The organism is Yoonia sp. 208BN28-4 (assembly GCF_037543925.1).
In the GTDB taxonomy this organism is placed as follows: domain Bacteria; phylum Pseudomonadota; class Alphaproteobacteria; order Rhodobacterales; family Rhodobacteraceae; genus Yoonia.
Genome location: NZ_JBBIFY010000001.1, coordinates 1 through 26,042, shown reverse-complemented (window position 1 = coordinate 26,042; position 26,042 = coordinate 1). Strand labels below are relative to the sequence as shown.

24 protein-coding genes, 1 tRNA gene and 1 riboswitch are annotated in these 26,042 nt (G+C 58.9%); of the genes, 16 read left to right on the top strand and 9 right to left on the bottom strand.

The window, feature by feature from the left end; all coding sequences use genetic code 11:
* Positions 1-33 precede the first annotated feature (33 nt).
* Positions 34-1,029, top strand: coding sequence for a branched-chain amino acid ABC transporter permease (locus tag V8J84_RS00125; protein WP_339927437.1), 996 nt, complete (start codon positions 34-36; stop codon positions 1,027-1,029).
* A 12-nt stretch (positions 1,030-1,041) separates the two neighbouring features.
* Here the strand turns inward: V8J84_RS00125 and V8J84_RS00120 are convergent, their stop codons facing one another.
* Complete coding sequence (locus tag V8J84_RS00120; protein ID WP_339927435.1) at positions 1,042-1,695, bottom strand: hypothetical protein; 654 nt, start codon at positions 1,693-1,695, stop codon at positions 1,042-1,044.
* Positions 1,696-1,785: 90 nt separating this feature from the next.
* Here V8J84_RS00120 and V8J84_RS00115 point away from each other — a divergent pair, with 90 nt between their 5' ends.
* The 5 genes from V8J84_RS00115 to V8J84_RS00095 all read left to right on the top strand — a co-directional run bounded on the left by V8J84_RS00115 (position 1,786) and on the right by V8J84_RS00095 (position 8,083).
* The gene (locus V8J84_RS00115) at positions 1,786-2,862 is read left to right on the top strand and encodes a branched-chain amino acid ABC transporter permease (protein ID WP_339927433.1); all 1,077 of its coding nucleotides are present in this window, start codon (positions 1,786-1,788) and stop codon (positions 2,860-2,862) included.
* Positions 2,863-2,937: 75 nt separating this feature from the next.
* Complete coding sequence (locus tag V8J84_RS00110) at positions 2,938-4,221, top strand: ABC transporter substrate-binding protein (RefSeq protein ID WP_339927431.1); 1,284 nt, start codon at positions 2,938-2,940, stop codon at positions 4,219-4,221.
* Between the two features lie 75 nt (positions 4,222-4,296).
* On the top strand, positions 4,297-5,118 hold the full coding sequence (locus tag V8J84_RS00105; protein WP_339927429.1) for an ABC transporter ATP-binding protein: 822 nt from the start codon (positions 4,297-4,299) through the stop codon (positions 5,116-5,118).
* 92 nt (positions 5,119-5,210) lie between these two features.
* Complete coding sequence (locus V8J84_RS00100) at positions 5,211-6,413, top strand: phenylacetate--CoA ligase family protein (protein WP_339927427.1); 1,203 nt, start codon at positions 5,211-5,213, stop codon at positions 6,411-6,413.
* A gap of 41 nt (positions 6,414-6,454) precedes the next feature.
* Positions 6,455-8,083 carry a peptidoglycan-binding domain-containing protein gene (locus V8J84_RS00095; RefSeq protein ID WP_339927425.1) on the top strand — a complete coding sequence of 543 codons (1,629 nt, stop codon included), beginning with the start codon at positions 6,455-6,457 and terminating at the stop codon, positions 8,081-8,083.
* Between the two features lie 74 nt (positions 8,084-8,157).
* Here V8J84_RS00095 and V8J84_RS00090 read toward each other — a convergent pair whose 3' ends face one another.
* Positions 8,158-9,417, bottom strand: a complete 1,260-nt coding sequence (locus V8J84_RS00090) for an ABC transporter substrate-binding protein (RefSeq protein ID WP_339927423.1) — start codon at positions 9,415-9,417, stop codon at positions 8,158-8,160.
* Positions 9,418-9,718: 301 nt separating this feature from the next.
* On the opposite strand from V8J84_RS00090, the gene V8J84_RS00085 reads away from it, so the two are divergent.
* Positions 9,719-10,522: a hypothetical protein gene (locus V8J84_RS00085; RefSeq protein ID WP_339927421.1), complete on the top strand. Its 804-nt coding sequence runs from the start codon at positions 9,719-9,721 to the stop codon at positions 10,520-10,522.
* Between the two features lie 75 nt (positions 10,523-10,597).
* Here V8J84_RS00085 and ykgO read toward each other — a convergent pair whose 3' ends face one another.
* On the bottom strand, positions 10,598-10,723 hold the full coding sequence (gene ykgO / locus V8J84_RS00080; RefSeq protein WP_010141322.1) for a type B 50S ribosomal protein L36: 126 nt from the start codon (positions 10,721-10,723) through the stop codon (positions 10,598-10,600).
* A gap of 78 nt (positions 10,724-10,801) precedes the next feature.
* Positions 10,802-10,876: transfer RNA gene (locus tag V8J84_RS00075), tRNA-Val, on the bottom strand.
* A gap of 173 nt (positions 10,877-11,049) precedes the next feature.
* Here V8J84_RS00075 and V8J84_RS00070 point away from each other — a divergent pair.
* Positions 11,050-11,913 carry an N-formylglutamate amidohydrolase gene (locus V8J84_RS00070; RefSeq protein ID WP_339927420.1) on the top strand — a complete coding sequence of 288 codons (864 nt, stop codon included), beginning with the start codon at positions 11,050-11,052 and terminating at the stop codon, positions 11,911-11,913.
* A 1-nt stretch (position 11,914) separates the two neighbouring features.
* On the opposite strand, the gene V8J84_RS00065 is transcribed toward V8J84_RS00070, so the two are convergent.
* Complete coding sequence (locus V8J84_RS00065; RefSeq protein WP_339927418.1) at positions 11,915-13,435, bottom strand: ABC-F family ATP-binding cassette domain-containing protein; 1,521 nt, start codon at positions 13,433-13,435, stop codon at positions 11,915-11,917.
* A gap of 210 nt (positions 13,436-13,645) precedes the next feature.
* The gene (locus V8J84_RS00060; RefSeq protein ID WP_339927417.1) at positions 13,646-14,899 is read right to left on the bottom strand and encodes a DNA polymerase IV; all 1,254 of its coding nucleotides are present in this window, start codon (positions 14,897-14,899) and stop codon (positions 13,646-13,648) included.
* Between the two features lie 52 nt (positions 14,900-14,951).
* Here V8J84_RS00060 and V8J84_RS00055 point away from each other — a divergent pair, with 52 nt between their 5' ends.
* The 4 genes from V8J84_RS00055 (at position 14,952) to V8J84_RS00040 (ending at position 18,103) form a co-directional block, all read left to right on the top strand.
* Positions 14,952-15,377: an NUDIX hydrolase gene (locus tag V8J84_RS00055; protein WP_339927415.1), complete on the top strand. Its 426-nt coding sequence runs from the start codon at positions 14,952-14,954 to the stop codon at positions 15,375-15,377.
* Between the two features lie 50 nt (positions 15,378-15,427).
* Positions 15,428-15,513: riboswitch (glycine riboswitch) on the top strand.
* Between the two features lie 127 nt (positions 15,514-15,640).
* Complete coding sequence (locus tag V8J84_RS00050) at positions 15,641-16,891, top strand: D-amino acid dehydrogenase (RefSeq protein WP_339927414.1); 1,251 nt, start codon at positions 15,641-15,643, stop codon at positions 16,889-16,891.
* A 43-nt stretch (positions 16,892-16,934) separates the two neighbouring features.
* The gene (locus V8J84_RS00045; RefSeq protein WP_339927412.1) at positions 16,935-17,828 is read left to right on the top strand and encodes an SPFH domain-containing protein; all 894 of its coding nucleotides are present in this window, start codon (positions 16,935-16,937) and stop codon (positions 17,826-17,828) included.
* Positions 17,828-18,103: an NfeD family protein gene (locus tag V8J84_RS00040; RefSeq protein WP_339927411.1), complete on the top strand. Its 276-nt coding sequence runs from the start codon at positions 17,828-17,830 to the stop codon at positions 18,101-18,103. The genes V8J84_RS00045 and V8J84_RS00040 overlap by 1 nt, the downstream gene beginning before the upstream one ends.
* Before the next feature lie 131 nt (positions 18,104-18,234).
* Here V8J84_RS00040 and V8J84_RS00035 read toward each other — a convergent pair whose 3' ends face one another.
* Both V8J84_RS00035 and pyrF read right to left on the bottom strand, forming a co-directional pair.
* Complete coding sequence (locus tag V8J84_RS00035; protein WP_339927409.1) at positions 18,235-18,447, bottom strand: orotidine 5'-phosphate decarboxylase; 213 nt, start codon at positions 18,445-18,447, stop codon at positions 18,235-18,237.
* A 385-nt stretch (positions 18,448-18,832) separates the two neighbouring features.
* Positions 18,833-19,528: an orotidine-5'-phosphate decarboxylase gene (gene pyrF / locus V8J84_RS00030; RefSeq protein ID WP_339927407.1), complete on the bottom strand. Its 696-nt coding sequence runs from the start codon at positions 19,526-19,528 to the stop codon at positions 18,833-18,835.
* A 144-nt stretch (positions 19,529-19,672) separates the two neighbouring features.
* On the opposite strand from pyrF, the gene V8J84_RS00025 reads away from it, so the two are divergent.
* Positions 19,673-19,969 (top strand): hypothetical protein, encoded by a 297-nt coding sequence (locus V8J84_RS00025; protein ID WP_339927406.1) that lies wholly within the window; start codon positions 19,673-19,675, stop codon positions 19,967-19,969.
* A gap of 494 nt (positions 19,970-20,463) precedes the next feature.
* Entirely contained in the window at positions 20,464-23,076 is a 2,613-nt protein-coding gene (clpB, locus tag V8J84_RS00020; protein WP_339927405.1) for an ATP-dependent chaperone ClpB, read from the top strand.
* A 75-nt stretch (positions 23,077-23,151) separates the two neighbouring features.
* Here the strand turns inward: clpB and V8J84_RS00015 are convergent, their stop codons facing one another.
* Positions 23,152-23,625: a fasciclin domain-containing protein gene (locus V8J84_RS00015; RefSeq protein ID WP_339927404.1), complete on the bottom strand. Its 474-nt coding sequence runs from the start codon at positions 23,623-23,625 to the stop codon at positions 23,152-23,154.
* 384 nt (positions 23,626-24,009) lie between these two features.
* On the opposite strand from V8J84_RS00015, the gene msrP reads away from it, so the two are divergent.
* Complete coding sequence (msrP, locus tag V8J84_RS00010) at positions 24,010-24,921, top strand: protein-methionine-sulfoxide reductase catalytic subunit MsrP (protein WP_339927403.1); 912 nt, start codon at positions 24,010-24,012, stop codon at positions 24,919-24,921.
* A 27-nt stretch (positions 24,922-24,948) separates the two neighbouring features.
* Positions 24,949-25,560, top strand: coding sequence for a protein-methionine-sulfoxide reductase heme-binding subunit MsrQ (gene msrQ / locus V8J84_RS00005; RefSeq protein ID WP_339927402.1), 612 nt, complete (start codon positions 24,949-24,951; stop codon positions 25,558-25,560).
* Positions 25,561-26,042 lie beyond the last annotated feature (482 nt).

Here is a 26,042-nt window from a genome sequence, read left to right as displayed (position 1 = left end):
ACGCAGTGCAACACTCCCAAACGAGGGTAATCCATGTCAGCTGATTTTCTGTATGGGATCGAAGTCGTTATCAACGGCCTGATGGCAGGCGTGCTTTATGCGCTGGTCGCCTTGGGGTTTGTGTTGATCTTCAAGGCGTCGGGTATCTTCAACTATGCGCAGGGCGTGATGGCGCTGTTTGCGGCGCTGACGCTGGTGGGGATCATGGAAGGGCAGGTGCCGTTTGCGCATCTGATCAACGCGATTTTCGGCACGGAAGTCCACCATTTCGGATGGGAGGTTCCGGCGCTGCTGGCGATTGCCTTCACATTGGTGATCATGATCGCCTTTGCGTGGATGGTGCAGTATTTCGTGTTCAGGCATCTGGTCGGGCAGGAACCGATCATCCTCTTTATGGCGACCATCGGTCTGGCCTATTTCCTTGAAGGCGTCGGCGATCTCATGTGGGGGTCCGACATCAAGACGCTGAACCTTGGCCTGCCGCAGGGCGGATCGCTCTGGATCGAGGATATGACGGCGGGCCTTGGTGGCGACGATTTCTACGGGTTCTTTATCGATAAGCTGGACATGGTAGCGACGGTTGTGGCGATTGTGCTTGTCACGGCGCTGATCGCCTTTGCCCAATACACCAAGCAGGGCCGCGCGATGCGGGCTGTGGCGGATGACCACCAAGCGGCGTTGTCTGTCGGTATCTCGCTGAACTTTATCTGGGTGCTGGTGTGGTCGCTGGCGGGCCTTGTGGCCCTGGTCGCAGGCGTCATGTGGGGTGCGAAATCAGGGGTGCAATTCTCGTTGTCGCTGATTGCGCTCAAGGCACTGCCGGTCTTGATGCTGGGCGGCTTTACGTCGATCCCCGGTGCGATTGTCGGTGGGCTTATTATCGGCGTGGGCGAGAAGCTGTTTGAATACATCATCGGCCCAATGGTGGGCGGTGCGACCGAAAACTGGTTTGCCTATGTGCTGGCGCTGCTGTTTCTGGTGTTCCGCCCGCAAGGATTGTTCGGGGAGAAGATCATTGAACGGGTTTAGCGGCGGCGCGCGCTATTCCGTCGATGTGAAAGTGGGATTTGGCGAAGGATGCACACCCAGCTGTTCGGCCAATGACTTTTTCGGAGCAGGCTCGCTGATGAGCGTGGACGTGGCAAACAGTCCGACGTTCAGCGCAAGAAGTGCGGCGGTGACGATGGCGAATGTTCGGTTTGGCGCGAAGCTGCCCTCGATGATGGCGCGGCCTGCGGTGAATTCGCGTTCGGTTACTGCGCCCGTGTCGCGCAGGTATCGCAGCGCGGCAAGCTCGTCCTTTGGGGTGTCGCTGCGCGGCGGCACATCATCGGCAAGGTCGAGATACACCGCGCGCCGGAACCAGTGCCATATCCTGCGCAACTGGCTTTCGTCTGATCCCATGCCGACACGATCCATGACCTGTGAAATGCGCAGGCCTATGGCGGTCAAAATCAAAAGGCCAAGCAGCATCATCTGGCTGAAACCAGCCGTGTTCACCGCGATTGCCAACACACCTATGTTCAAAGCGGCAAATGCAATCAGCCACTTGATAACCGATGGCACACCCTTGGGCGGCATAAGCAAAAGCGCGCGTTTGTCGGCGGCATATGTTGCGGCCCCAATCCGCTTGGCCGCACGCTGTTCAAACAGGACGGTCAGTCGCTCGGTCAGCTGTTCGGTGGCTTGTGGCATGCGCATTCCAAATCTCGGTGTGCTGCAAACGATGGCACCACAAACAGGCGCAGGTATGACGAAAACAGCGCATGAAAAAGGAATGATCTGATGTTCTACCGCGAGGCAGGTGATTTCAAAACGTCCTATGCCGAGGACAGCCAGACGTTTCCAATCAAGTTTGACCGCTGGCGGTTCTGGGCGGTGTTGGCGGTGGCTTATCTGGTCATTCCGTTTGTGATTAACGACTACTGGGCGAATGCGATCTTTGTGCCGTTTCTGATTTACGCGATTGCGGCGATCGGGTTGAATATTCTGACGGGGTATTGCGGGCAGGTGTCGCTGGGCACGGGCGGTTTCATGGCCGTGGGGGCTTACGCCTGCTACAAACTGATGACGGCGTTTCCTGATGTGAGCATCGTGATCCATGTGCTGCTGGCGGGTGGGATCACGGCAGCGGTGGGGGCGGCTTTTGGCCTGCCCAGCTTGCGGATCAAGGGGTTCTATCTGGCTGTGGCGACATTGGCCGCGCAGTTCTTCCTTGTCTGGCTCTTCAATAAAGTCAGCTGGTTCTACAATTACTCCGCATCCGGCCAGATCAACGCGCCAGAGCGGTTTGTCTTTGGCCAAGCTGTGACGGGGCCGAATACAGCGGCTTGGGCGCAGTATATGATCTGCCTTGTGTTCGTGACCTTCTGCGCGATCATCGCGCGAAACCTGACGCGCGGATCTGTCGGGCGCAAATGGATGGCCATTCGCGACATGGACATCGCGGCAGAGATCATCGGTGTGAACCCGCTGCGTGCGAAACTGAGTGCCTTTGCCGTGTCGTCGTTCTTTATCGGCATCTCGGGTGCGCTGTTCTTTGCGGTCTATCTGGGCGCTGTCGAAGTGGGCGAGGCGTTCGGCATTCAGAAATCGTTCCTTGTGCTGTTCATGATTATCATCGGCGGCTTGGGCTCCATCTTTGGCAGCTTCGCGGGGGCCGCTTTCCTTGTGCTCTTGCCTGTGGCGCTTAAGGTGTTGGGCGTGGACGTGCTGGGCTGGCCGACGGATCTGGTGGCGCACCTTCAGCTTGTGATCGTCGGCGCGTTGATCATGTTCTTCCTGATCAAGGAACCACATGGCCTCGCGCAGCTTTGGCGGCTGGCGAAAGAGAAATTACGGCTTTGGCCGTTTCCATATTGAGGCGGGACAACCTGCCCTGATGCCGGACAATCCGGCAAAGCAATGATCGGTATAACCAATGGGAGGAATTCACCGATGAAGATGAAGACACTGGCAGCCATGGCCCTTGCGGGTTCAGTGGCAGCAGGACCGGCGCTGGCCGATCTTGTCATCCCCGACCTGAGCTATCGCACCGGCCCGTATGCGGCGGGCGGCACACCGTTTTCGGATGGTTATCAGGACTACTTCAACCTGCTGAACGCCCGCGATGGCGGCATCGGCGGCGAAGCCGTCCGGATCGTGGAATGCGAAACCGGCTATAACACCGAGAAGGGTGTGGAGTGCTACGAGAGCACGAAGGGCGAAGGCGCGCTGATCTATCAACCGCTGTCCACTGGTATCACGTATCAGTTGATCCCCAAGGCGACGGCTGACGAAATCCCGATCCACACGATGGGCTATGGCCGGACATCCGCCGCCAATGGCGAAGTGTTCAACTGGGTATTCAACTACCCTGCGAACTACTGGGATGCGGCATCCGTGGCTGTGAACTACCTGCTGGACGAAAACGTTGGATCGCTTGATGGCAAATCCATCGCGCTGGTCTACCACAACTCTGCCTACGGCAAAGAACCGATCCGCACGCTGGAAGAGCTGTCCGCAATGCACGGGTTCGATCTGACTCAGATCGCCGTTGACCACCCCGGTCAGGAGCAGAAATCGCAGTGGCTGCAAATCCGCCGCGAGCGTCCTGACTATGTCCTGATGTGGGGCTGGGGCGTGATGAACCAGGTTGCGGTTCAGGAAGCGGCTAACATCGGTTTCCCGATGGAAAACTTCATCGGCAACTGGTGGGCCGGTGCCGAGCATGACGTAGGTCCTGCGGGTGACGCGGCCAACGGCTACAAGTCGCTGAACATGAACCCGATCCGTGATTACCCAGTGCTGGACGAAATCCGCGAGATGGTTGTGGATGCTGGCAATGCTGCTGGTGACGGATCCAACGTGGGTTCGGTGCTCTACGTGCGTGGCATGTATGCCGCGATGCTGGCCGCCGAAGCGATTGCCACGGCGCAGGAAATTCACGGCGTTGCTGACGTGACACCTGCCATGGTCCGCGACGGTATGGAGGCGCTGGATATCACAGCCGCCCGCATGACCGAGCTGGGGATGGAAGGCATCGGGCCAGAGTTCGCAGTATCCTGTCAGGATCACGGCGGTTCGGGCCTTGGTATCGTGCAGCAGTGGAATGCGTCGACAGGCACATTCGATCCGCTGACCGATTTCATCGCACCCGATGACAGCGTGATCGCGCCACTTGTGGCCGAGGATTCGGCTGCGTTTGCGGCTGAGAACAACATCGAGGCGGGCTGCCTCTAAGACATTTCGGGCGGCCCCTCGGCGGGCCGCCCGATTTTTTAAGTATTTTTGGCAAAATGATGCAAAGGCCGCGCGATGCTGGATGACGCACAGACCGAGACCCTTCTTGAGGTCAACAACATCGAAGTGATCTACAATCACGTAATCCTTGTGTTGAAGGGCGTGTCGCTGACCGTGCCAAAGGGTGGTATCACGGCGCTGCTGGGTGGTAATGGCGCGGGCAAGACCACCACGCTGAAAGCGATTTCCAACCTGCTGCATTCCGAACGTGGGGAGGTGACCAAAGGGTCGATCCTGTATCGTGGCGACCGTGTGCAAGACAGCTCGCCGTCCGATCTGGTGAAGCGGGGCGTTATTCAGGTCATGGAAGGCCGACACTGTTTCGAGCACCTGACCATCGAAGAGAACCTGATGACGGGCGCCTATACGCGCACGCAAGGGGCCAAGGCTGTCGCTGCTGATCTTGAGATGGTCTATGACTATTTCCCGCGGCTGCGTGAGCGGCGAAAATCTCAGGCGGGTTATACATCGGGTGGTGAGCAGCAGATGTGCGCCATTGGCCGCGCGTTGATGTCGCGCCCCGAGACCATTTTGCTGGACGAGCCGTCGATGGGACTGGCCCCGCAGCTGGTCGAAGAGATTTTCACGATTGTGAAGAACCTGAACGAAAAGGAAGGCGTGTCTTTCCTGCTGGCCGAGCAGAACACCAACGTCGCCCTGCGGTTTGCCCACCACGGGTATATCCTCGAAAGCGGGCGCGTTGTGATGGAAGGCCCTGCCCAAGAACTGCGCGAGAACCCTGACGTGAAAGAGTTCTACCTTGGTATGTCGGACGAAGGTCGCAAATCGTTTCGTGACGTGCGCAGCTACCGACGGCGCAAGCGCTGGCTGGCTTAACAGGCCGGTTATTGAATAACAAAAACCCGTCCGCCTAGCGTTTCCCTGTCAGGCCCGCCAGTGTGGGGGTGGACCTGATAACGGAGACTGCAATGACCACTTTTTACAACGATCTGGAGACCCGCAGCCAAGCGGATCGGGAGACCGCGCAGCTTGCGGCGCTATTAGGGCAGATCAAAATCGTGGACGCAGCAGAGCAGTCTTGCCTGACAGGTGGCGACAGGGTTCAGTCTTTCGACGACCTGCGCCACCTGCCAGTGCTGCGCAAATCCGACCTTGTGAAATGGCAGACCGAGACCCCGCCCTTTGGTGGCATCCCCGTCAGCAATATCACCCATGTGTTCCAATCCCCCGGTCCGATCTATGAACCGGGCGGGAGCAGCACCGACTGGTGGCGATTTGCGCGCTTTCTGACGGCCTGTGGCATTGGTCAGGGCGATATTGTGCAGAACTGTTTCGGCTACCACCTGACGCCGGCTGGCACGATGTTTGAAAACGGCGCGCGGGCCGTGGGGGCCACGGTGCTGCCGGCGGGCACGGGCCAGACAGAGCTACAGGTGCAGGCCGCAGCGGCCATCGGTTGCACCGCCTACGCAGGCACGCCGGATTATCTGAAGGTCATTCTGGAAAAGGCGGATGCCATGGGTGTCAGCCTCAAAATAACAAAGGCGGCAGTGTCGGGCGGGGCGCTGTTCCCGCAGCTGCGCCAGTTCTACGCGGATCGCGGGATCACATGTTTGCAAGCCTATGCCACCGCCGATCTGGGTAATATCGCCTACGAGACGACCCCCGGCGAAGGATTGATCGTTGATGAAGGCGTGATCGTCGAGATCGTGACACCTGGCACAGGTGACCCCGTGCCTGATGGTGACGTGGGTGAGGTTGTTGTGACATCGCTGAACCCTGACTACCCGCTGATCCGCTTTGCCACCGGTGATCTGAGCGCCGTGCTGGTGGGTCAAAGCCCGTGCGGCCGCACCAATATGCGGATCAAGGGCTGGATGGGTCGCGCGGATCAGACCACCAAGATCAAAGGCATGTTTGTGCGCCCTGAACAGGTGGCGACACTTGTCAGCAGGATTGACGGGGCGACGCGCGCGCGGGTGATCGCAGATCGGGATGGCGATAGCGACACGATGACTGTGCAGGTCGAAGGTACATCACTGGACGAGGGCGCAATCAGCACCGCCGTTCAGGACGTTTTGAAACTGAAAGGGACTGTCATGTGTTGTGATGACGGGACGTTGCCCCGCGATGGTATCGTTATCGAGGATCGACGTACCTACGACACCTGAATGGCCCGCCGAGACGGGCATCGCACGAAAGGATTGACGCCATGAGACAGATCACCCTGATGGCCATGATTGCGGCGGGGCCCGCGTGGGCGGACGAGGCGTTGGTGCTTGGCAACGCCCGCTATGTGGAGCTGGATCAGCTTGTCGGCGCAGACGCCATTGATGCGCCTGTCGATGCGCTTGCGGCGGCGGGCTTTGATGTCACCCAATCGACAAATGCAACGGGCAGCGGTCTGCGCGACGCCGTGCAAGGCTTTGCGGCTGGGTCGGGTGACAGCGATAGGCTTGTCGCGGCGCTGATGGGGCAATTCGCAACCGACGGCGATCGCACGTGGTTCTTGCCCGTTGATACCGGCGGCCCTTCGCTTTTTGCGCTTGAAGGTGCCGTGTCGCTGGAAAGCGTTTTGCAGGTCATGGTCGGGCCGCAGGGACAATCCGTGCTGGCCTTGGGATACGACGCGGCAGAAAATGCAGCCTATGACACCTATCTGCGCGAAGGCGTTGGAACTTTGACAATCCCGCAGGGCGTGACGGTTGTGACGGGTGATCCGTCTGATATCGCGGATTTTGTGCAGGCTGCGGCGGCGCCAGGCGCTGATCTGATGGCGCTGGTGCAGGATGATCGCGGGCTGCGTGTGCAAGGCTATGCGCCAGAGCAGTTGGTGCTTGTGGCTGCACAGACGCAAACCGCCGATCCGCCTGCGGATGATCCCATTGTTGACCCCAGTGCAGAGCAAGCCTTGTGGGATGGTGCCCGTGCGCTGGATACGCTCGACGCCTACCGCAACTATCTGACGCGCTATCCGCAAGGGCAATTCGCAAGCGAGGCACAGGACTTGATCGCCGAGATTGAAACCGAGCCAAACCGCCCTGCGCGTCTGGCCGAAGAGGCGCTGGACCTGACACGCGCGCAACGGCGCGAGGTGCAGCAGAACCTGACAGTGCTGAATTTCGATCCACGCGGGATCGACGGGATTTTCGGCGCCGGATCGCGTAGCGCCATCCTGAACTGGCAACAGCAGAATGGGTACGCCCAGACCACATTCCTGACCGCTGAACAGATCACCCGGCTTGATGCGCAGGCCGCACGGCGTACGGCCGAACTGGAGGCTGAACGCGAACGCGCGCGGCAGGAAGAGCTGCGCCTTGATCGGGCCTATTGGGATGAAACCGGTGCGCAGGGCGATGCGCCGGGTTTGCGGGCCTATCTGGCGCGGTATCCCAATGGCACCTATGCGTCCCAAGCGCAGGATCTGTTGAATGCGATGGCCGAGACAGCCCGTGCGCAGGACAATGCCGCGTGGGCCGCCGCTCAAGAGGCTAACACGCAAGACAGCTATGCAGCCTACCTTGAGGCATACCCCGAAGGGATCAACGCCAGCGCCGCGCGTGCCGAAATCAGGGCGCTGCAATCGCCCGCTGATGTGGCCGAGGAAACAGCACGCGAGCAAGCGCTTGGCCTGAATGCCATCACGCTGCGGCTGGTCGAGGCCCGCTTGGGGCAGATCGGGCTGGATCCGGGAAACGTCGACGGCACGTTTGATGCGCAAACCCGCGAGGCGATTGCCAGTTTCCAGCAAAATCGGTCGCTGGACGCGACAGGGTATCTGGACGAGGTCACAGTGGCGCGGCTTCTGGCGGAAGGTATCCAGTCGCTGGCCGATCAATAACCAGACTATAAGACTAAAAAAGCCCCCGCCGGATGTGTCCGGCGGGGGCTTTGCTTTGTTAGGGTTATCCCGTCTTAGCGGGCGGGCACGTAGCGTTCGAACAGCAAGCGGCCAAAGTTCGATGTGCTGTCGTTGATGTCGCCGACGCCCACGACATAGGTGCCGATATTCACACGCGCGGCGACAAGGCTGTTCAGGCTGTTGCCATAGTCATCGTTCTGCGCAACCTCGCGGCCTAGATCGTCATAGACGATGATCCACGGATCACCTGCATCACCAGCCGAGATCGCCTCAATGATCATCAGGCCGGGCTCGTCGATGTTGACCGAATACCACGTGACCTGCGTCATGATCTGCGCGTCCTGACGCAAGCGGCTGCCCAGCGTGCCAAGGTCGGTGACGGGAACAGAGCCATCCAGCGGCGGCGCAGCTTCACCGCGATCATAGAGCGATGCCAAAGCGGCGTTCGCGTCATATTCAGACAGGCCAAGCGTGATTGGCAGGGATGTATCGTTCAACGCGGTCACAGAGATGCAATAGTCGCCTGCGGGCAGCGGGCTTTGCTGATCAAGACGCGAATTCAGACCATCATAGTCGTCGTTCTCGCCAAGATAGTTTTCCGCACCGTCATAAAGCGTGACCACCGGATCAGCGTCTTCGTTCTCGGCTGTAATCGACACCGCCATCGGGCTGTCGAGCGTGAACAGATAGAACCCGTTTTCATCGACCGAGCGTGTGTCGCTAAAGCCTGCACGGATTGCATCGTTGTTGCCGACGACAATGCCGTTGGAACAGTTACCGCTTTCGTTCAGCGGCACATCAACCGTATCGGTTGGTTCCACCTGCGGCTGCGGTGTTTCGATGCCGCCAACGCCCTCTGTCAGTGCTTCGTGGCTAGTCAGGCCGATGCGCACAAAGGCGGTCATTGGCGCGCCGTCATAGCTTTGCATGGCCATGCAATAGGTGCCGGGCTCCAGCATCATTTCGCCGCGTGCGGCCCCGTTGCCGCCGCTGTCATCGTCAGACAGGATGATGTTGCCGCTGTCGTCGATCAGGTCGATTAGCGGGTCACCCGCGCCACGCCCTTCGGCCTCCACACGGACTTCGGATGGTGCGGACACGGTAAAGAGCGAGACATATTCGTTGCCGCCCAAGACCAGCGCCATTTGTTCCTGATAGCCGCCAGCGGTCGCAATATCTGACGCGCCCTCGCTGCCACCGATCCACTGGCCGCCATCGCCTGCGCCGCCACAAAGGTTCTGGGCCATCGCCGGTGCAGCAAGCCCCAGCATTGCCGTCGCAAGCGCGACCGACTTCAATTGAATGACTGCCATGTGAAAATACCCCTCACTATTGGTTTCGTGTTCAAGATGGCCACAGCCTAGTCCGAACGCCTTTGCGGTGACCAGAGGTAAGGTGGCCAAGGTCAGGAAAACCCCCAGCGGACAGGTCAGGGGTGTCAGGAAAACCCGACTCGGTGATTTGCGCGCTTTGTGTTACGTTTCGGGTGTTAGACATGCGGTTGCTGCCAATTACCGGCCCGAGGCTTCTGCATCTTTTATCAAAAGTTTTTTCGCGTTTCCCCCATCAGGGGCCGGATCGATTTTTCATGCGATTTTAGAAGGAACTGTACAGATGATGACTTTGAAAACAGCTATTCCGTCGTGTTTTGGACTTGGGCTTTTGGCCGCCTGCGGTGGATCAACAGCCGATGCGCCCATCATGCTTGCGCCTGCAACCTTTGTCGAAGGTGGCACGCCGACGGCCTATAATACAGGGGCAGGCACGCTGACCCTGAACGGCGCTGCCGTCACCGATCCGCGTAACACCGCACGGATCACCAATGGCGAGGCGCAGGTTTTCGAGAGCGGCGCACCCGTCCATTATACAGCGATCGCCCAGAACGGTGATGTCTTTGCCGTGGCAACGGCTGCCGATGGCGGGAGCAACTTGCGCGGTTTCGAATTCGGGCGCTTGGGAGATGCCGAATTGCCGACCACCATGAACGCGACCTATAGCGGCGCATATGCCGGTATGTTTATGGATGATGGTACGCCAGGCGATCAAAACGTGTTTCGGGTGATGGATGGTGATGTTGCGCTGACAGTCGGTTTTGAAGATATGACGCTATCGGGCTCCATCACGGATCGTGAGATTCTTGATATCGACGGAACTGCGGCCCCCGCCGTGGAGACGCTGGCAGATATCCAGATCTCGAATGGCATGATCGCCGATAATGGAACGTTCTCTGCCATGGCAACCGGCGGCGAACGGACCTACGGAAGTGGAACGTATATCTACCAATCCGGACAGGTCGATGGAACATTTGGTGGTGAAACTGGCGACGCGGTCGCTGGGGTTCTGACCCTTCAGTATAACAACCCGATTTCGGACAACCCCTACCGCGAGATTGGTGCCTTTACGGGGTCGCAGGATTAACCCGACATCCTTCGTCCCAAAGAAAAAGGGTCGCGCCTTACGGTGCGACCCTTCAAACTTGCTACTTGCAGCGGTTTAGCCCTGACGGGCCTTGAACCGGCGTTGCGTCTTGTTGATCACATAGACGCGGCCCTTACGGCGCACGACGCGGCAATCGCGATGACGCTGCTTGAGCGAGCGGAGGGAGTTGCGAACTTTCATGTGTTCGGTCCTTCTTGTCGCGGCGCGGCGATGCGCCTTGGGTTGCAGTGACGCAGCGTGATGCTGCGCGTGAAATCATGGTGGACGATACTGGGATCGAACCAGTGACCCCTTCGATGTCAACGAAGTGCTCTACCGCTGAGCTAATCATCCATTACTTTCAACGACTTACCTTGCGCCCTATAACGAAACAGGACGCGGGCGAACCGCGTCAGGTGTGGGGCGTATAAAAGGAGTCGGAGAGGGGATCAAGAGGTTTTGAGACTGTTCCAAGGTCTTTTGGCAAAAGCTTTTTCTGCGCTACATAATGCTGTATTGGAGACATCATGACCAGCAAGGCCTTTCAACTCGATCTACCTGCGCAGCGCACGACAAGTGTTGTTTTCGCCTCTCCGCATTCGGGGCGGGCCTATCCGCGCGCGTTTTTGCGCAAGGCGGTTCTGGATGAAACCGCGATCCGGTCGTCCGAGGATGCCTTTGTCGATCAGCTATTTGATACTGCAAGCGAACAGGGAGCGCCATTTCTTAAGGCGCTGGCGCCGCGTGCGTTCATTGATCTGAACCGCGGCCCAGAAGAGCTTGACCCCGCCCTGATCGAAGGGGTGCGGCGCATGTCGCACAATCCGCGTGTGGCCAGCGGTTTGGGTGTAATCCCGCGCGTTGTTGCCAATGGGCGTGCGATCTACCGTGGCAAGCTGACCTTGGCGGAGGCGCACGGGCGGTTGTCCGACTACTGGCGCCCCTATCATGACCAGTTGCAAACACTGCTTGATCAAAGCCAGAACAGCTTTGGCGAGGCGATCCTGATCGATTGCCATTCGATGCCGCACGAGGCGTTGGAAAACGTCGGCCCGCCGGGGTCAGCGCGGCCCAATATCGTGCTGGGTGACAGGTTTGGCGCTGCCGGTGCCGCGTCGCTGGTCGAACGGATCGAGGCCGCTTTTGCCTCTGCCGGCTTCCGCGTGGCCCGCAATATGCCCTTTGCAGGGGCCTATATCACGCAACACTATGGCCGCCCGTCCCGCAGGCAGCACGCCATTCAGGTCGAAATTGACCGTGCGCTTTACATGGACGAACGGTCGCTTGAGCCCAACGACCAGTTTGATGATTTCAAGGTCCGTCTGAATGCCGTGATCGCCGAGATCGCAGCCATTGGCCGCGACACCGGACAGCGGGTCGCCGCGGAATAGCCTAGTCGCCGCCTGCCAGTTCGCTGGCAAAGAACGGCTCTGGATCATCAATTTCGATCAATCGCTTCCGATCCACCAGCCAGAACCGGTTTGCAACCGCCCGCACAAAGCTACGATCGTGGCTGACCAGCAGGCAGGACGCGCCATGGGCCACAAGCTCATCCTCCAATGCCTCTTGCCCATCGATATCCAGATGGTTTGTCGGCTCGTCCAGCAGATAGAAATTGGGATGGGTCAGCCGGAGCGCTAGCATCGCCAGTCGCGCTTTCTGACCGCCCGATAGTTTCGCCAGTGGGGTATCTTGCATCGCAATCGTCATACCGGCACCCGCCAGCAGCCCGCGCGCGCGTTGATCGCCCACGTCAAACTGATGGGTGACCGTCTGCATCGGCGTTTGGGCAGGATCAAGCTGCGACAGCGCCTGATCAGAATAACCCAGCACCACTGACGGCGTATGGGTGATCGCGCTCTCTCCGCCGGTCAGGGCGTGATGCACCATACGCACTAGCTGCGTCTTGCCCGCACCATTACGCCCCAGCAAAAGCACGCGGTCGCCACGGCTGATCCATTTTTGCCCTGTCCGATACAGATCGCGCCCGTCCGGCGTTTGCACCTGCACATCATCCAGTGTCACAAGCGCCTTGGCGTGCGTGCCAGAGTTGCCCAGCTTGATATCGCCTGCACCGCGCTCTTTGTAGCCTGGTCTGGCAGCGGCCTCCATCGCCTCGGCGCGGTCCGACAGCTGCTTGGTCTTTTTCACCAACAGGTCAGAGCCGGAGTTGATGCCGATGTTTTTCAGCTTCGCCGCCTGTTTGCGCAACTGCTGGGCCTGCCGCATCTCATTGGTAAAGCGGCGTTTGTCGGCGGCGTCTGCCTCGTCCAGCGCGTCACGGGCGGGCGTGTAGGGCAGGGCAAAATCGCGGCTCGTCTCTTGGCGCAGGAACAGCGTGCGTGTTGTCGCCTCGTCCAGAAAGGCGCGGTCGTGGCTGGTCAGGATCACCGCCACATCGCGCGGCAGGCGCGCCAGCCATTTTTGCAGCAGGCCGATGCGCGTCAGATCGAGGTGGTTCGTCGGCTCGTCCAGCATCAGCACGTCAGGCTCGGACACCCAAGCCGCGGCCAGCATCGCGGTGCGCTGCCATCCGCCAGACAATTCGGACAAGGGGCGTTGATGTAGCTCAACCGGTACGGCCAGATCGTCCAGCACCACGTCCACCCGCCAGCTTTCGAAATCCTGCTGATCAGGCGGCAGGGCAGTCAGCACCAGATCATATAGCGTTTTGCCCAAATCAGCGTCTGGCACATGCTGGCGCACATGGCCCACGCGCAGGCCGCGGGCCGTGGTGATATCGCCGGTGGTCGGATCAAGACTGCCGTCGATGCAGGACAGAAGCGTTGATTTGCCAACGCCGTTGGCTGCAACAAGGCCAAGCCTGTCGCCCTTGTTCAGCGTCAGATCAAGGCCGGTGAAAAGCGGGCTGCCAAGCGTGACGCCCAGATTGCGAAGATTGAGAAGTGTCATGTTGATGTGGTCCGATAGAAGGGGTGCGGTGCACGCAGGCACCGTTACGGGCAGACCATGGGCAAATTGTAAGGCCCGTTATCCGCCCTGCAAACGCATCTGCAGGGCTGCACGGGGACCATGCTGAAGGCGGCGAGTGATCGTCATATCAGCACTGGTCCTCCTTTTGTTGATGGCGTTGGTTGAAGCCACGATAGGCGGCGGACCAGTTTATCGCAAGGCGCGGCCCTTGATGATTGCGGCATCGCCGAATTTAGCGCGGATCTTGTCGGCGGCGGCTTCGGCCTTGGCGCGTTTGCCTGCATCGGGGTCCAGCAGGTCGCCTTCGCGGTCGGCATCGCTGGCGGGGGCCAATTGCGAAATGCCGACGCCCAGCAGGCGGAACGGTCCGCGATCAGCGACCTGTTCAAACAGCCCCCGCGCAGTGCGATAGATCGTGTCGGCCATTTGCGTGGGGTGGCGCAGGCTTTGGCGTTTACTGACCAGTTTGAAGTCGGATGTTTTCAGTTTCAGCGTCACCACAAGCCCGGCTTTATCCTTGGCCTTGGCGCGGGCCGACACCTTTTCGGCCATGCGCCACAAGTGCCCGTCAAGGATATCAGGATCGGCTGTGTCATCGTGAAACGTCGTTTCGTTCGACAAGCCTTTCACAGGCGTATTGGATGAAATCCTCCGCCCGTCCTCGCCCCGTGCCAGCGAATACAGTCGCTCTCCCATGCCGCCAAAGCGATCATGCAGGTCGCGCCTGTCCCAGCGCAGAAGATCGTCAAACGTGCGGATGCCAGCCTTGGACAGATTTTCTTGCGCGACGGCCCCGATGCCCCAGATCAGCCGCACGGGTTTAGGGCGCAGGAACTCCGTTGTCTCCTCAGCACCAATGATTGAGAAGCCGCGGGGTTTTTGCAGGTCTGATGCGACCTTGGCGAGAAATTTGTTGTGCGACAAACCGATTGAGCCTGTCAGCCCGACCTCGTCTTTCATCCGCTTGATCAGCCGCGCCAGCATCACCGCAGGCGGCGCGCCGTGCAGGCGGGCGGTGCCGGTCATGTCCATAAATGCCTCGTCCAATGACAGCGGTTCGACCACCGGTGTCAGATCGTCCATCATCGCACGGATCGCGCGCGATGCTTCGACGTAGGCGTCAAAGCGGGGCTTCACGACCACCGCATCGGGACAAAGTTTCAGCGCCTGAAACATGGGCATCGCTGATTTCACGCCCTTGATGCGCGCCACGTAGCACGCGGTTGAGACTACCCCGCGCCTGCCGCCGCCGATGATCACCGGTTTGTCGGCCAGTTCGGGATTGTCGCGCTTTTCGACCGAGGCATAAAATGCGTCGCAATCCATATGCGCGATGGTCAGGTCAAATAATTCGGGGTGCGCCAAGGTGCGCGGACTGCGGCACGCGGGGCATCGTGCGCCACTTTCAAACGTGGTCAGACAGTCTCGGCATAAGGCGGGCATAGACCTTAGATAAAGGCTGTGCCGCGCTGCCACAATGGCTATGCTGCGTCATATGGAGCGCCCTTTTCTTGGATCACATGCGGCCCTGTTTGTGGGTGAAAAGCTGCTGGTCATCCTGCGCGATGATATTCCCACGATCCCGAGCCCGAATTGCTGGGACTTTCCCGGCGGCACGGCTGATGCTGGCGAAACGCCGTTTGAAACCCTGCAACGCGAGGTCCGCGAGGAGGTGAGCCTGCACCTGCCTGAAAGCGCGCTGATCTGGCAAAAATACTATCGGTCGGTCAATCAGCCTGATCATTTCAACTGGTTCTATGTGGCGCGGTTACCCGCAACCGTGCATCCTGAAATCGCATTAGGTGACGAAGGGCAGCGATGGGATCTGATGACGCCAGACGCGTTTTTATCGCTTGAAAACGTAGTGCCTTCTTTCCCGCCGCGCTTGCGCGATTGGATGGCTGGCGTTGCGGCGGATTGACGCAAAATTGTATTGCCTGAATGACGGGTTTCCGATACGAAACCCGCATAACACGCCCACCGGGAGAGACCGGAGATTCGGCGCCGAAGGAGCAACCGCCCCGGTCACTCTCAGGCAAAAGGACCGGTGATGCGTGCAACACGCCGAAGAGAGGCCTTGGATGGTCCACCGCAGGAGCAAGCCCGCACAATCGGGTGAATCTCTCAGGTAAACAGACGGCGGGGGCAGCGGCGCGGAATGCGTCCAATGGTTAAGGAATGACCATGCCTCATATTGCGATCCTTGGTGCCGGTATCACTGGTGTCACCACAGCCTACGCCCTTCATTCACGCGGTTTTGACGTTACGGTTTACGACCGTCAGCGCTATGCCGCGATGGAAACCAGCTTTGCCAATGGCGGGCAGTTGTCTGCGTCCAATGCCGAGGTCTGGAACCAGTGGTCCACCGTGATCAAAGGCATTAAATGGATGATGCAGGGCGATGCGCCCCTGTCGGTGAACCCGCGCCCCGCATGGCACAAGATCAGCTGGATGGCAGAGTTTCTGGCCAATATTCCCAACTACAAAGCCAACACCATAAAAACCGCTGGCATGGCTGTTACAGCGCGCGCGGGTCTGGCGGAAATGGCCGAACGATCTGGTGTGGATTTCGATTTCAGCCCTGCCGGTATCCTGCATTTTTACGAGACACAAAAAGACCTGAAACATGCGCGCATGGTCAATGGCCTGCTGACCCAAGGTGGGCTGGACCGGCGCGAGCTGTCCGTGGACGAGGTGATGGCGAAAGAGCCGAACCTGCGCGGCGATATTGTCGGCGGGTTCTGGACCCAAAGCGATAGCACTGGCGACATTCACAAGTTCACCAACGGTCTGGCCAAATGGCTGGAGCGTCAGGGCGTCACGTTCCGTCTGGGCAAGCCTGTCACCGACCTGCACGTGCGCGAAGACGGCGTGCATGTGGAATGTGGGGATGATGCGAAATTTGACGGGATCGTCGTGTCGGCTGGTGTCGCCAGTCGCAAGTTCGCGCACCGTCTGGGCGACCGCGTGAATATCTATCCGGTCAAAGGCTATTCGATCACAGTTAATCTGGATGATGAGGCCAGTCAGGCCCACGCACCGATGGTGTCGCTGCTGGATGACAAAGCCAAAATCGTCACCTCTCGCTTGGGCAAAAACCGCCTGCGCGTGGCTGGCACGGCAGAGTTCAACGGCGAAAACCGCGATATTCTGGACCGCCGCGTGCGCCCGCTGACCAAATGGGTCGAAACACATTTTCCAGAGGTGTCGACGGAAAACTGTGTGCCCTGGGCCGGACTGCGCCCGATGATGCCAAACATGATGCCGCGTGTGGGGCAGGGCAAAAACGACCGCGTGTTCTACAATACAGGGCACGGCCATCTTGGCTGGACGCTCAGCCCGGCCACGGCTGATGCAGTTGCGGCCACGGTCCTTGCGCGGTTCAAAAGCAATAGCCTTGGTGCCGGACAGAGCACGACATTGCGGCCAGCCTAGCCTGCGCCTATATAAGTGCTGATTTCATAAAAAGGTGTCAGCAATGGATTTTGAGCAGGTGTTTGCGGATTTTGTCGGTCCAAATCTGGTTTATCTGTTGCTGGCGCTCTTTATCGTCATCTGTATTCTTGCAGGTGTCCGCATCGTGCCGCAGTCGGAAAAGTATGTGGTCGAACGGCTGGGCCGTCTGCGGTCGGTGCTGGGGCCAGGCATCAACTTTATCGTGCCGTTTCTGGACCGCGTGCGGCACAAGGTATCGGTGCTTGAACGGCAGTTGCCCAGCATGGCGCAAGACGCGATCACGTCTGACAACGTATTGGTGCAGGTCGAAACCTCTGTGTTCTATCGCATTATCGAGCCTGAAAAGACGGTTTACCGTATCCGCGACGTGGATGCCGCAATTTCGACGACGGTGGCAGGCATTGTCCGGTCAGAGATTGGCCGAATGGAGCTGGATCAGGTGCAGGCGAACCGCTCCCGTCTGATCGAGGCTGTGCGCGAACAGGTTGCCCAGCAGGTAGATGACTGGGGAATCGAAGTCACCCGCGCGGAAATTCTGGATGTGAACCTTGATGCCGCCACACGCGCCGCAATGCTGCAACAGCTGAACGCCGAACGTGCGCGTCGTGCGCAAGTGACCGAGGCCGAAGGCACAAAACGGTCGGTAGAGCTGAAGGCCGACGGTGATCTTTACGCCGCCGAGCAAGAGGCCAAGGCCCGCCGGATTGCCGCCGATGCGGAAGCCTATGCCACGCAGGTTGTGGCTGTCGCGATTGCCGAAAACGGGCTGGAGGCAGCGCAGTATCAGGTTGCTCTCAAGCAGGTCGAGGCGCTCAATGCGCTGGGCAATGGCACGGGCAGCCAGACGATTGTTGTGCCTGCCAACGCGCTTGAGGCCTTTGGCAATGCCTTCAACATGCTCAAGGGGAAATCATAATGCCGCTTTGGTCTGAATGGTGGGTCTGGATGTCGGCCGCCTTGGTGCTGGCCACAGCCGAGGTGATTATTCCGGGGTATATATTTCTGGGTTTCGCGATGGGCGCACTGACGATGGGTCTGCTGATCCTGATCGGGGTGACGGGTGCCTCGTTACCACTGACGCTTGTCATTTTTGCGGTATTGTCACTGCTGGCGTATCTGGGGCTGCGCTATTTCTTTGGGCTCAAGAATGGTCAGGTCACGATCTGGGATCGCGATATCAACGATAACTAAAGCCCGCATCGTCGCATCACCGCATAAAAAAACGGCCTGATTGAAATCAATCAGGCCGTTCCTTTGTCAGGGGGCGTTACGCATGTGTGTGGGGGGGGGACGGTGGCAACGACCGATCCTGACGGTAACCTTTAGATTTGTGACATCAGGTCCGCACCAGTGTCAGACATGCGCAGGGCGCGCTGTTTCAGACCTGCGCGCACTGCGGCCATATCCATATTGACAGGGCCGGTCACGTGGCAGGGGTAGCGGAAAGTTGTGCTGCCGCGCTGGATGTCGACACGGGCTTCAAACGCGCCGGACTGTGCATTGTAACGAACGTCACCAAGCTGAATATTTGTCATTTTATCTTCCTTTTCGTATCTTCCGCAGTGACTGCGGACCCGCCTAAAAGCGATCTTGCGTCGCCCTTCAGATTGAATGTGTTGCCGCAGTCGCGTGCGCTGCCGGAATGGTCCCCAGCGCCTTCTGCCGCATCTTTTTAGTCACGACACGCATGTCGAGATTGCGCGGTCCAAAAATCCAGCTTGGCACTGTTTTGGCATGGCTTGCCTCATCGACGTCAAGCGACGCCGAAAATGCATTTGCAAAACAGTTATAGCGCTGGGCCGTGATCCGCATTTGATGAACTCCGCGAGTGGTGTTTCATCTTGGTAACGCGCAATGCCTAAAAAAGTTTCAAGCGAAAGAATCGATTTGACACAGCCGGGTCGATTTTTTCTGGCGGTGCTAGTGGCTTGCAAGCTCTGCCTGAATGGCGCGGGCCGCTGCAGCAGGGTCTTCGGCCTGCCAGATCGGGCGCCCCACGACAACATGATCTGCGCCGTTGGCGATGGCCTTGGCAGGGGTCATAACCCGCTTTTGATCCCCAAGGGGCGCACCTGCCGGGCGTACACCCGGGGTCACGATCAGTTTGTCTTTCGCTTTGGGCAGGGCGCGGATCATTGCTGCCTCGTGCGGCGAGGCGATCATGCCATCAGCGCCCGCATCAAACGCCCGACCTGCGCGTTCTACCACCAGATCCTCAACCGATCCGTCCTTTATGCAGGCGTCATCCAGATCCGACCGGTCCAGCGATGTGAGGATCGATACGGCCAGAATTTTCATATCAGACCCGGACGCACCTTCGCGGGCGGCACGCACCACATGGGGGTCGCCGTGCACCGTCAGGAAATCCAGATCGAATTGCGCGATACCCCGCACCGCAGCCTCAACCGTGGCACCGATGTCGAACAGCTTCATATCCAGAAAAATGCGTTTGCCCTGCTCCTGCTTCAGCTCATTCGCCAAAGCCAGCCCGCCACCTGTCAACATGCCCAGACCGATCTTATAGAACGAGACCGCGTCACCGATGCGGGAGGTCAATTCAAGCCCCGCCACGACGTTCGGGACATCAAGCGCAACGATCAAACGGTCATCGGACATGGGGGAAGGCTCCTTTATATGTGACTGTGCCGCCGGAAGTGGCCTGTTCACGGATCGAGGTCAATGGCGGCCTGCGGCATTATTGCACGGGAACAGACGGCGGCGCACAGGGGTTATCGGGGGGAACCGTGAAAGGAAATCGTTATGACAGACCATTCAGAGACCCAGACAACCTCAGGCAATCCGGCCACCAAAATTGCCATCCTTGCTGTAGCAGCCATCGCCGTGATCGGCGTGGCCATTGCTGTGACAGATGATCCGAGCGAGCCGAATGTCGCCCCCGGACCAGAAGTGCAAGTGAATGAAACCGGCACCGTGCCTGCGGACACATCCGATACAGAAGCCGCAGCCCAGATGGAATTCAGCGGCAATGCCGTCAGCCCCGCAGATACCGACATTTATACCGAGACAACCAACGATGGCACCTTGCCAGACGGTTGATGCCCGCCGTTGAAGGCTGAAAATACAAAAGGCGCAGTCTGTTGGGGCAGACTGCGCCTTTGCTTTTGTGGCCCGCGAAGGCCACGCTAGTTCCTACGGCTTCTGGGGAAGTGAACCGCCGGAATTCTCATCTCGGGTTTGAACAAGCGGCAAAGCGTCATCACCCGCTCGCAAGGCCCGCACCATTGTGGGGCTCAGCGGGAAAAGCCGGTTTGTGGAATGCAAACCACTGGTTTCGACTGCATGCGTCATTCTGATACCTCTTGTAACGGGCTCTTTATGGCGGGGCCGCGACGGGATGTGTCGGGGAAACTGGGCTGAAATCTCCCCACATGGGTCAGGATTGCTGACTTGGCGGTCATGACCTACAAAAAAGCACTGTGGCCTTCTTGCATCACACGAAATTGCCCCCATTTTGATGATGAGGCCCGATCAGGGATGTGCCGCACAGGTGGGCATCCAGCCAAACGGGCGCTTATCAAAGGAGAAGACCCATGGACCTTAACAAGTTCACCGAGAGGTCGCGCGGCTTTGTTCAGGCTGCCCAGACCATTGCGATGCGCGAAGGCCACCAGCGCCTGTCGCCCGAACACATTCTAAAAGCCCTGATGGACGACCCCGAGGGGCTGGCCGCCAACCTGATCACCGCATCCGGTGGTGATGCTGCGCGTGTCGTCAAAGCCGCCGATGAGGCTGTCGCGAAAATCCCGCAGGTCAGTGGCGATGCGGGACAGATTTATCTGGATAGCAACACGGGCAAGGTGCTGGCCGAGGCCGAGAAAATCGCCCAGAAAGCGGGCGACAGCTTTGTGCCTGTGGAACGCCTTTTGATGGCGCTGGTCATGGTGAAGTCCAAGGCCAAGGACGCGCTTGATGCGGGTCTGGTGACGGCCAAGGGGCTGAACGCCGCGATCAATGATCTGCGCAAGGGGCGGACAGCTGACAGTGCGTCGGCTGAAGATGGCTATGACGCGCTGAACAAATATGCCCGCGACCTGACCGAGGCTGCGCGTGAAGGCAAGATCGACCCGATCATTGGCCGCGACGAGGAAATCCGCCGTGCCATGCAGGTGTTGTCGCGCCGCACGAAGAATAACCCTGTACTCATTGGTGAGCCGGGCGTGGGTAAAACTGCGATTGCCGAGGGCCTTGCCCTGCGGATCGTGAATGGTGACGTGCCCGAAAGCCTGCGCAACAAGCGGCTGATGTCGCTCGATATGGGCGCGCTAATTGCTGGCGCGAAATACCGTGGCGAGTTTGAGGAGCGGTTGAAGTCGGTTCTGAAAGATATCGAAACGGCGGCGGGTGAGGTGATCCTGTTCATCGACGAAATGCACACGCTTGTCGGCGCTGGCGCGTCCGAAGGCGCGATGGATGCGGCCAACCTGATCAAGCCTGCGCTGGCGCGGGGTGAGTTGCACTGTATCGGTGCGACGACGCTGAACGAATACCGCAAGTATGTGGAGAAAGACGCGGCCCTTGCGCGGCGTTTCCAATCGCTGTTGGTGGAAGAGCCGACTGTTGAAGACACGATCAGCATTCTGCGCGGCATTAAAGAGAAGTACGAGTTGCACCACGGTATCCGCATTTCGGATAGCGCGCTGGTTGCGGCGTCGACACTCTCGCACCGCTATATCACCGACCGTTTCCTGCCCGACAAGGCGATTGACCTTGTGGACGAGGCGGCGTCGCGGTTGCGGATGGAAGTGGACAGCAAGCCGGAAGAACTGGACGCGCTGGATCGCCAGATTTTGCAATTGCAGATCGAAGCGATGGCGCTGGGCAAGGAAGACGATGCCGCGTCCGCTGACCGTCTGGAAAAGCTGGAAAAGGAACTGGCCGACCTGCAGGACCGCGCGTCCGAGATGACCGCGAAATGGCAGGCCGAACGTGACAAGCTGGAAGGCACCCGCGAGGTGAAGGAACAGCTGGACCGCGCTCGTGCCGATCTGGATATCGCCAAGCGCGAAGGTAATCTGGCCAAGGCCGGAGAGCTGTCCTACGGCGTCATCCCCGATCTGGAGCGCAAGCTGGCGCAGGCCGAGGAAGCCGAAGACCTGATGGTCGAAGAAGCCGTGCGCCCCGAGCAGATCGCCGCCGTGCTGGAACGCTGGACGGGTATCCCGACGTCCAAGATGCTGGAAGGCGAGCGTGACAAGCTGCTGCGCATGGAAGACGAGCTTGGTCGCCGCGTGATCGGTCAGAAACCTGCTGTGCGTGCCGTGGCCAACGCCGTGCGCCGTGCGCGTGCCGGTCTAAACGACGAGAACCGCCCGCTTGGGTCGTTCCTGTTCCTTGGACCAACCGGCGTGGGTAAAACCGAGCTGACGAAGGCCGTGGCCGAATACCTCTTTGACGATGACAGCGCGATGGTGCGCATCGATATGTCGGAGTTCATGGAGAAACACGCGGTGGCCCGTCTGATCGGTGCCCCTCCGGGCTATGTCGGCTATGACGAAGGCGGCGTGCTGACCGAAGCTGTGCGGCGACGTCCGTATCAGGTTGTCCTGTTCGACGAGGTCGAGAAGGCGCACCCTGATGTGTTCAACGTGCTGTTGCAGGTTCTAGATGACGGTATGCTGACCGATGGTCAGGGCCGCACTGTGGACTTCAAGCAGACGCTGATCATCCTGACGTCGAACCTTGGGGCGCAGGCGCTGAGCCAATTGCCCGATGGCGCGGATGCGGGTGATGCGAAGCGTGGTGTCATGGAAGCTGTGCGTGCACACTTCCGGCCCGAGTTCCTGAACCGTCTGGACGAGACGATCATCTTTGACCGTCTGGCCCGCGATGACATGGCTGGCATCGTTGAAATCCAGCTTGGTCGTCTGGCGAAACGTCTGGCAAGCCGCAACATCGCGCTTGATCTGGACGATGGCGCGCTGAAGTGGTTGGCCGACGAAGGCTATGACCCTGTGTTTGGTGCGCGTCCGCTCAAGCGGGTGATCCAGCGGGCCTTGCAGGATCAACTGGCCGAGATGATTTTGGCTGGCGACGTGCTGGACGGTGCGACCGTATCGGTCAGCGCCGGACCAGATGGTCTGATCGTGGGTGACCGTGTGTCAGGGTCGCAACGACCCAAGCCAGATGATGCGGTTGTGCACTAAGCACTGCCGAACGCTCACTACAAAACCAAAAAAGGCCCGGCGTAATGCCGGGCCTTTGACGTTGGTCAGATCGTCTTATTCTGGGATCAGGACCGTGTCGATGACGTGGATCACGCCGTTGGATGTCTCGATGTCGGCGGCTGTCACTGTTGCTGGGCCGACCAGTACGTTGTCACCGATTGCGACTGCGATATCACGACCTTCGACCGTGGTGGCCATCATGCCGTCTGTCAGATCGGACGACATCACTTTGCCCGGTACGACGTGGTACAGCAGGATTTGTGTCAGCGCGTCTGTGTCTTCCAGCAGACCTTCGACGGTGCCCTCTGGCAGTGCGGCAAACGCCTCATCTGTTGGTGCGAACACGGTAAACGGGCCTTCGCCTTTCAGCGTGTCGACCAGACCGGCGGCCTCAACGGCTGCGACCAATGTGGTGAATGTGCCGGCTTCAACGGCTGTGTCCACGATATCTTTGGAGTGACCATCAGCGAACGCGGATGTTGCGAAAGTTGCGACTGCGGCGGTGGCCATGAATGTACGACGTAGCATTGTAGTCTCCTATCAGTTTCAAAAGCATGCCCTCGTTGGCATTGTAGGTGTTACTGATGAAAAGCCGGATCGGTTCACAGGGGGTTTTCGCCGACCCGATTTGACGAAACGGATTGCCCGCCTAAGCTGCGGCCTTTGTCGATTTCAATTCACGATTTTGTTAAAAAAGACTTTTGATCCAAGGCGCTAGGCCCGCATGATTGCCTCATTTTTGGGTAGATAATCAGCGCCAATTTGCCCTTTGATCCACCAAGGCCATCGCTTTGCACGACGCCTTATCGATGCGGTTATTTCAATCAATGGCGTGAACGTGAGAAACCAAACCTGTTATTTAGGCGTATATACTTACAGATAGACAAAGACGCACAACGAAGGATTGCCCCAATGGCCCACCGCTGGACGAACGACCTGACCCTTGCCGACGCGACCCCCAAGGCCGCTTTTTTGAACCGCAGACAGATTTTGGCGGGCACGGCAGGGCTGGGCGCAATCGGTCTTGTCGGGGCTGGCGGTGCGGCGCACGCGCAAGACGCGCTGGAGCCGAACACCTTTGAAGAGATCACCAGCTACAACAACTACTATGAGTTTGGCACTGGCAAAGGCGATCCGGCTGACAATGCTGACAAGCTTGAGATCACGCCATGGTCGGTGAAGGTTGACGGTATGGTCGACAATCCCGGCGACTATACACCAGAGGAGTTGCTGGGCGGGCTGACGGTCGAGGATCGCATCTACCGCTTCCGCTGTGTCGAGGCGTGGTCGATGGTGATCCCGTGGAACGGTATTGAGCTGGCCGATATCCTGAACCGCGTGGGCGTGCAGGATGGGGCCAAGTACGTGGCCTTTGAAACAGTGGTCCAGCCCGAGAACATGATCGGCGTGCAGCGGCGCGTCTTGGACTTTCCTTATGTAGAGGGCCTGCGACTGGACGAGGCGATGCACCCGCTGACCCTGATGGCCACCGGTATCTATGGAGAGCCGATGCCAAAGCAGAACGGTGCGCCAATGCGTCTGGTTGTGCCGTGGAAGTACGGCTTCAAGTCAATCAAGTCGATCGTCCGCATCACCCTGACCGACGAGGAGCCGCCCACCAGCTGGAACAACGCCAATGCGCGCGAATACGGCTTCTATAGTAATGTGAACCCGACAGTGGATCACCCGCGCTGGTCGCAAGCGTCCGAACGCCTGATCGGCGGCGGTCTGTTCAACAGCCGTCAGGATACGCTGATGTTCAACGGCTACGAAGATGAAGTCGCCAGCCTTTACGAAGGCATGGACCTGTCCCAGAACTTCTAGGGTCCACCGGCCAAAGGACAGCCCATCATGATTGCCAATACGCTTAACACCGGTCTGCGCAAAATTCCGGCATGGACTATATACATAGTTGGTGCCGCATGGGCCGCTTGGCAGTTCTGGTTGGCTGTTAATCAGCAAGGCAAGTATCTGGTCGAGCCGATCAACGCGCTTGAGCGTGAATACGGCGAGATTGCCCTGATCCTGCTTGTGGTCGGTCTGACCGTGACACCGCTGCGCAAATGGGCGGGGATCAATCTGCTGAAGTTCCGCCGCGCGATTGGTGTCACGGCCTTCTTCTTTGTGCTCGCTCATTTCTTGGTCTGGGCGCTGCTTGATGTGCAGACACTGGCGCGCGTCTGGGAAGAGATCGTGAAGCGTCCTTATGTAACCGTTGGCATGGCGTCTTTCCTGATGCTGCTTCCGCTGGCGATCACATCCAACAATGCAATGGTCCGCAAGCTTGGCGCTGCCAGCTGGCGCAAGCTGCATCTGCTGACTTACCCCGCCGCTGTGCTGGGAGCCGTCCACTATCTGTGGCTGGTCAAAGGCTTCCAGTTGGAGCCTATCATCTACCTCGTCATCATTCTGGGTCTGCTGGGGTTGCGCCGTTCTTGGAGGCGAAAGGCCGCAACGGCCTAGCCACGACGTTTGATTCCCGGGAATCGCGCGAAACACGCATCCTGATTCCTGCGATTCCGCGAAAATGCGCCGCGATTCACCAGCAAGTTGCGCGACCGGCAGGGCGATGCATGGCTGTGAAACTAGATATGGTGGGCAGTGCACCAACAGGGCGCAACTATCTTGCAATCTGCCGTAAGGTCCGCGAAATTTTTGCACCTTAACATACCGTTTTCACGGCTATTTTCGGGTTTTTCGAAAAAAATGAACTTTCCCGAAAAAAGGGGTTGCGGGTCTGAGCCACTAACCGTAGAACGCCCCTCACCGGAGCAGCGGACACGCAGTAACGGGGCAGCGGACGGATCGAAGCGGAGACGCGAAGGACCTGAAGTTGGATAAGAATTCAGAGGTATTTCAGGCGGGGCGCGCCAGAGTTTAGGGCGCATCTGGTTTGTTTTTGTCTCTACGCTTTTTGACATTGATGATATCTGAAGAGATATGTG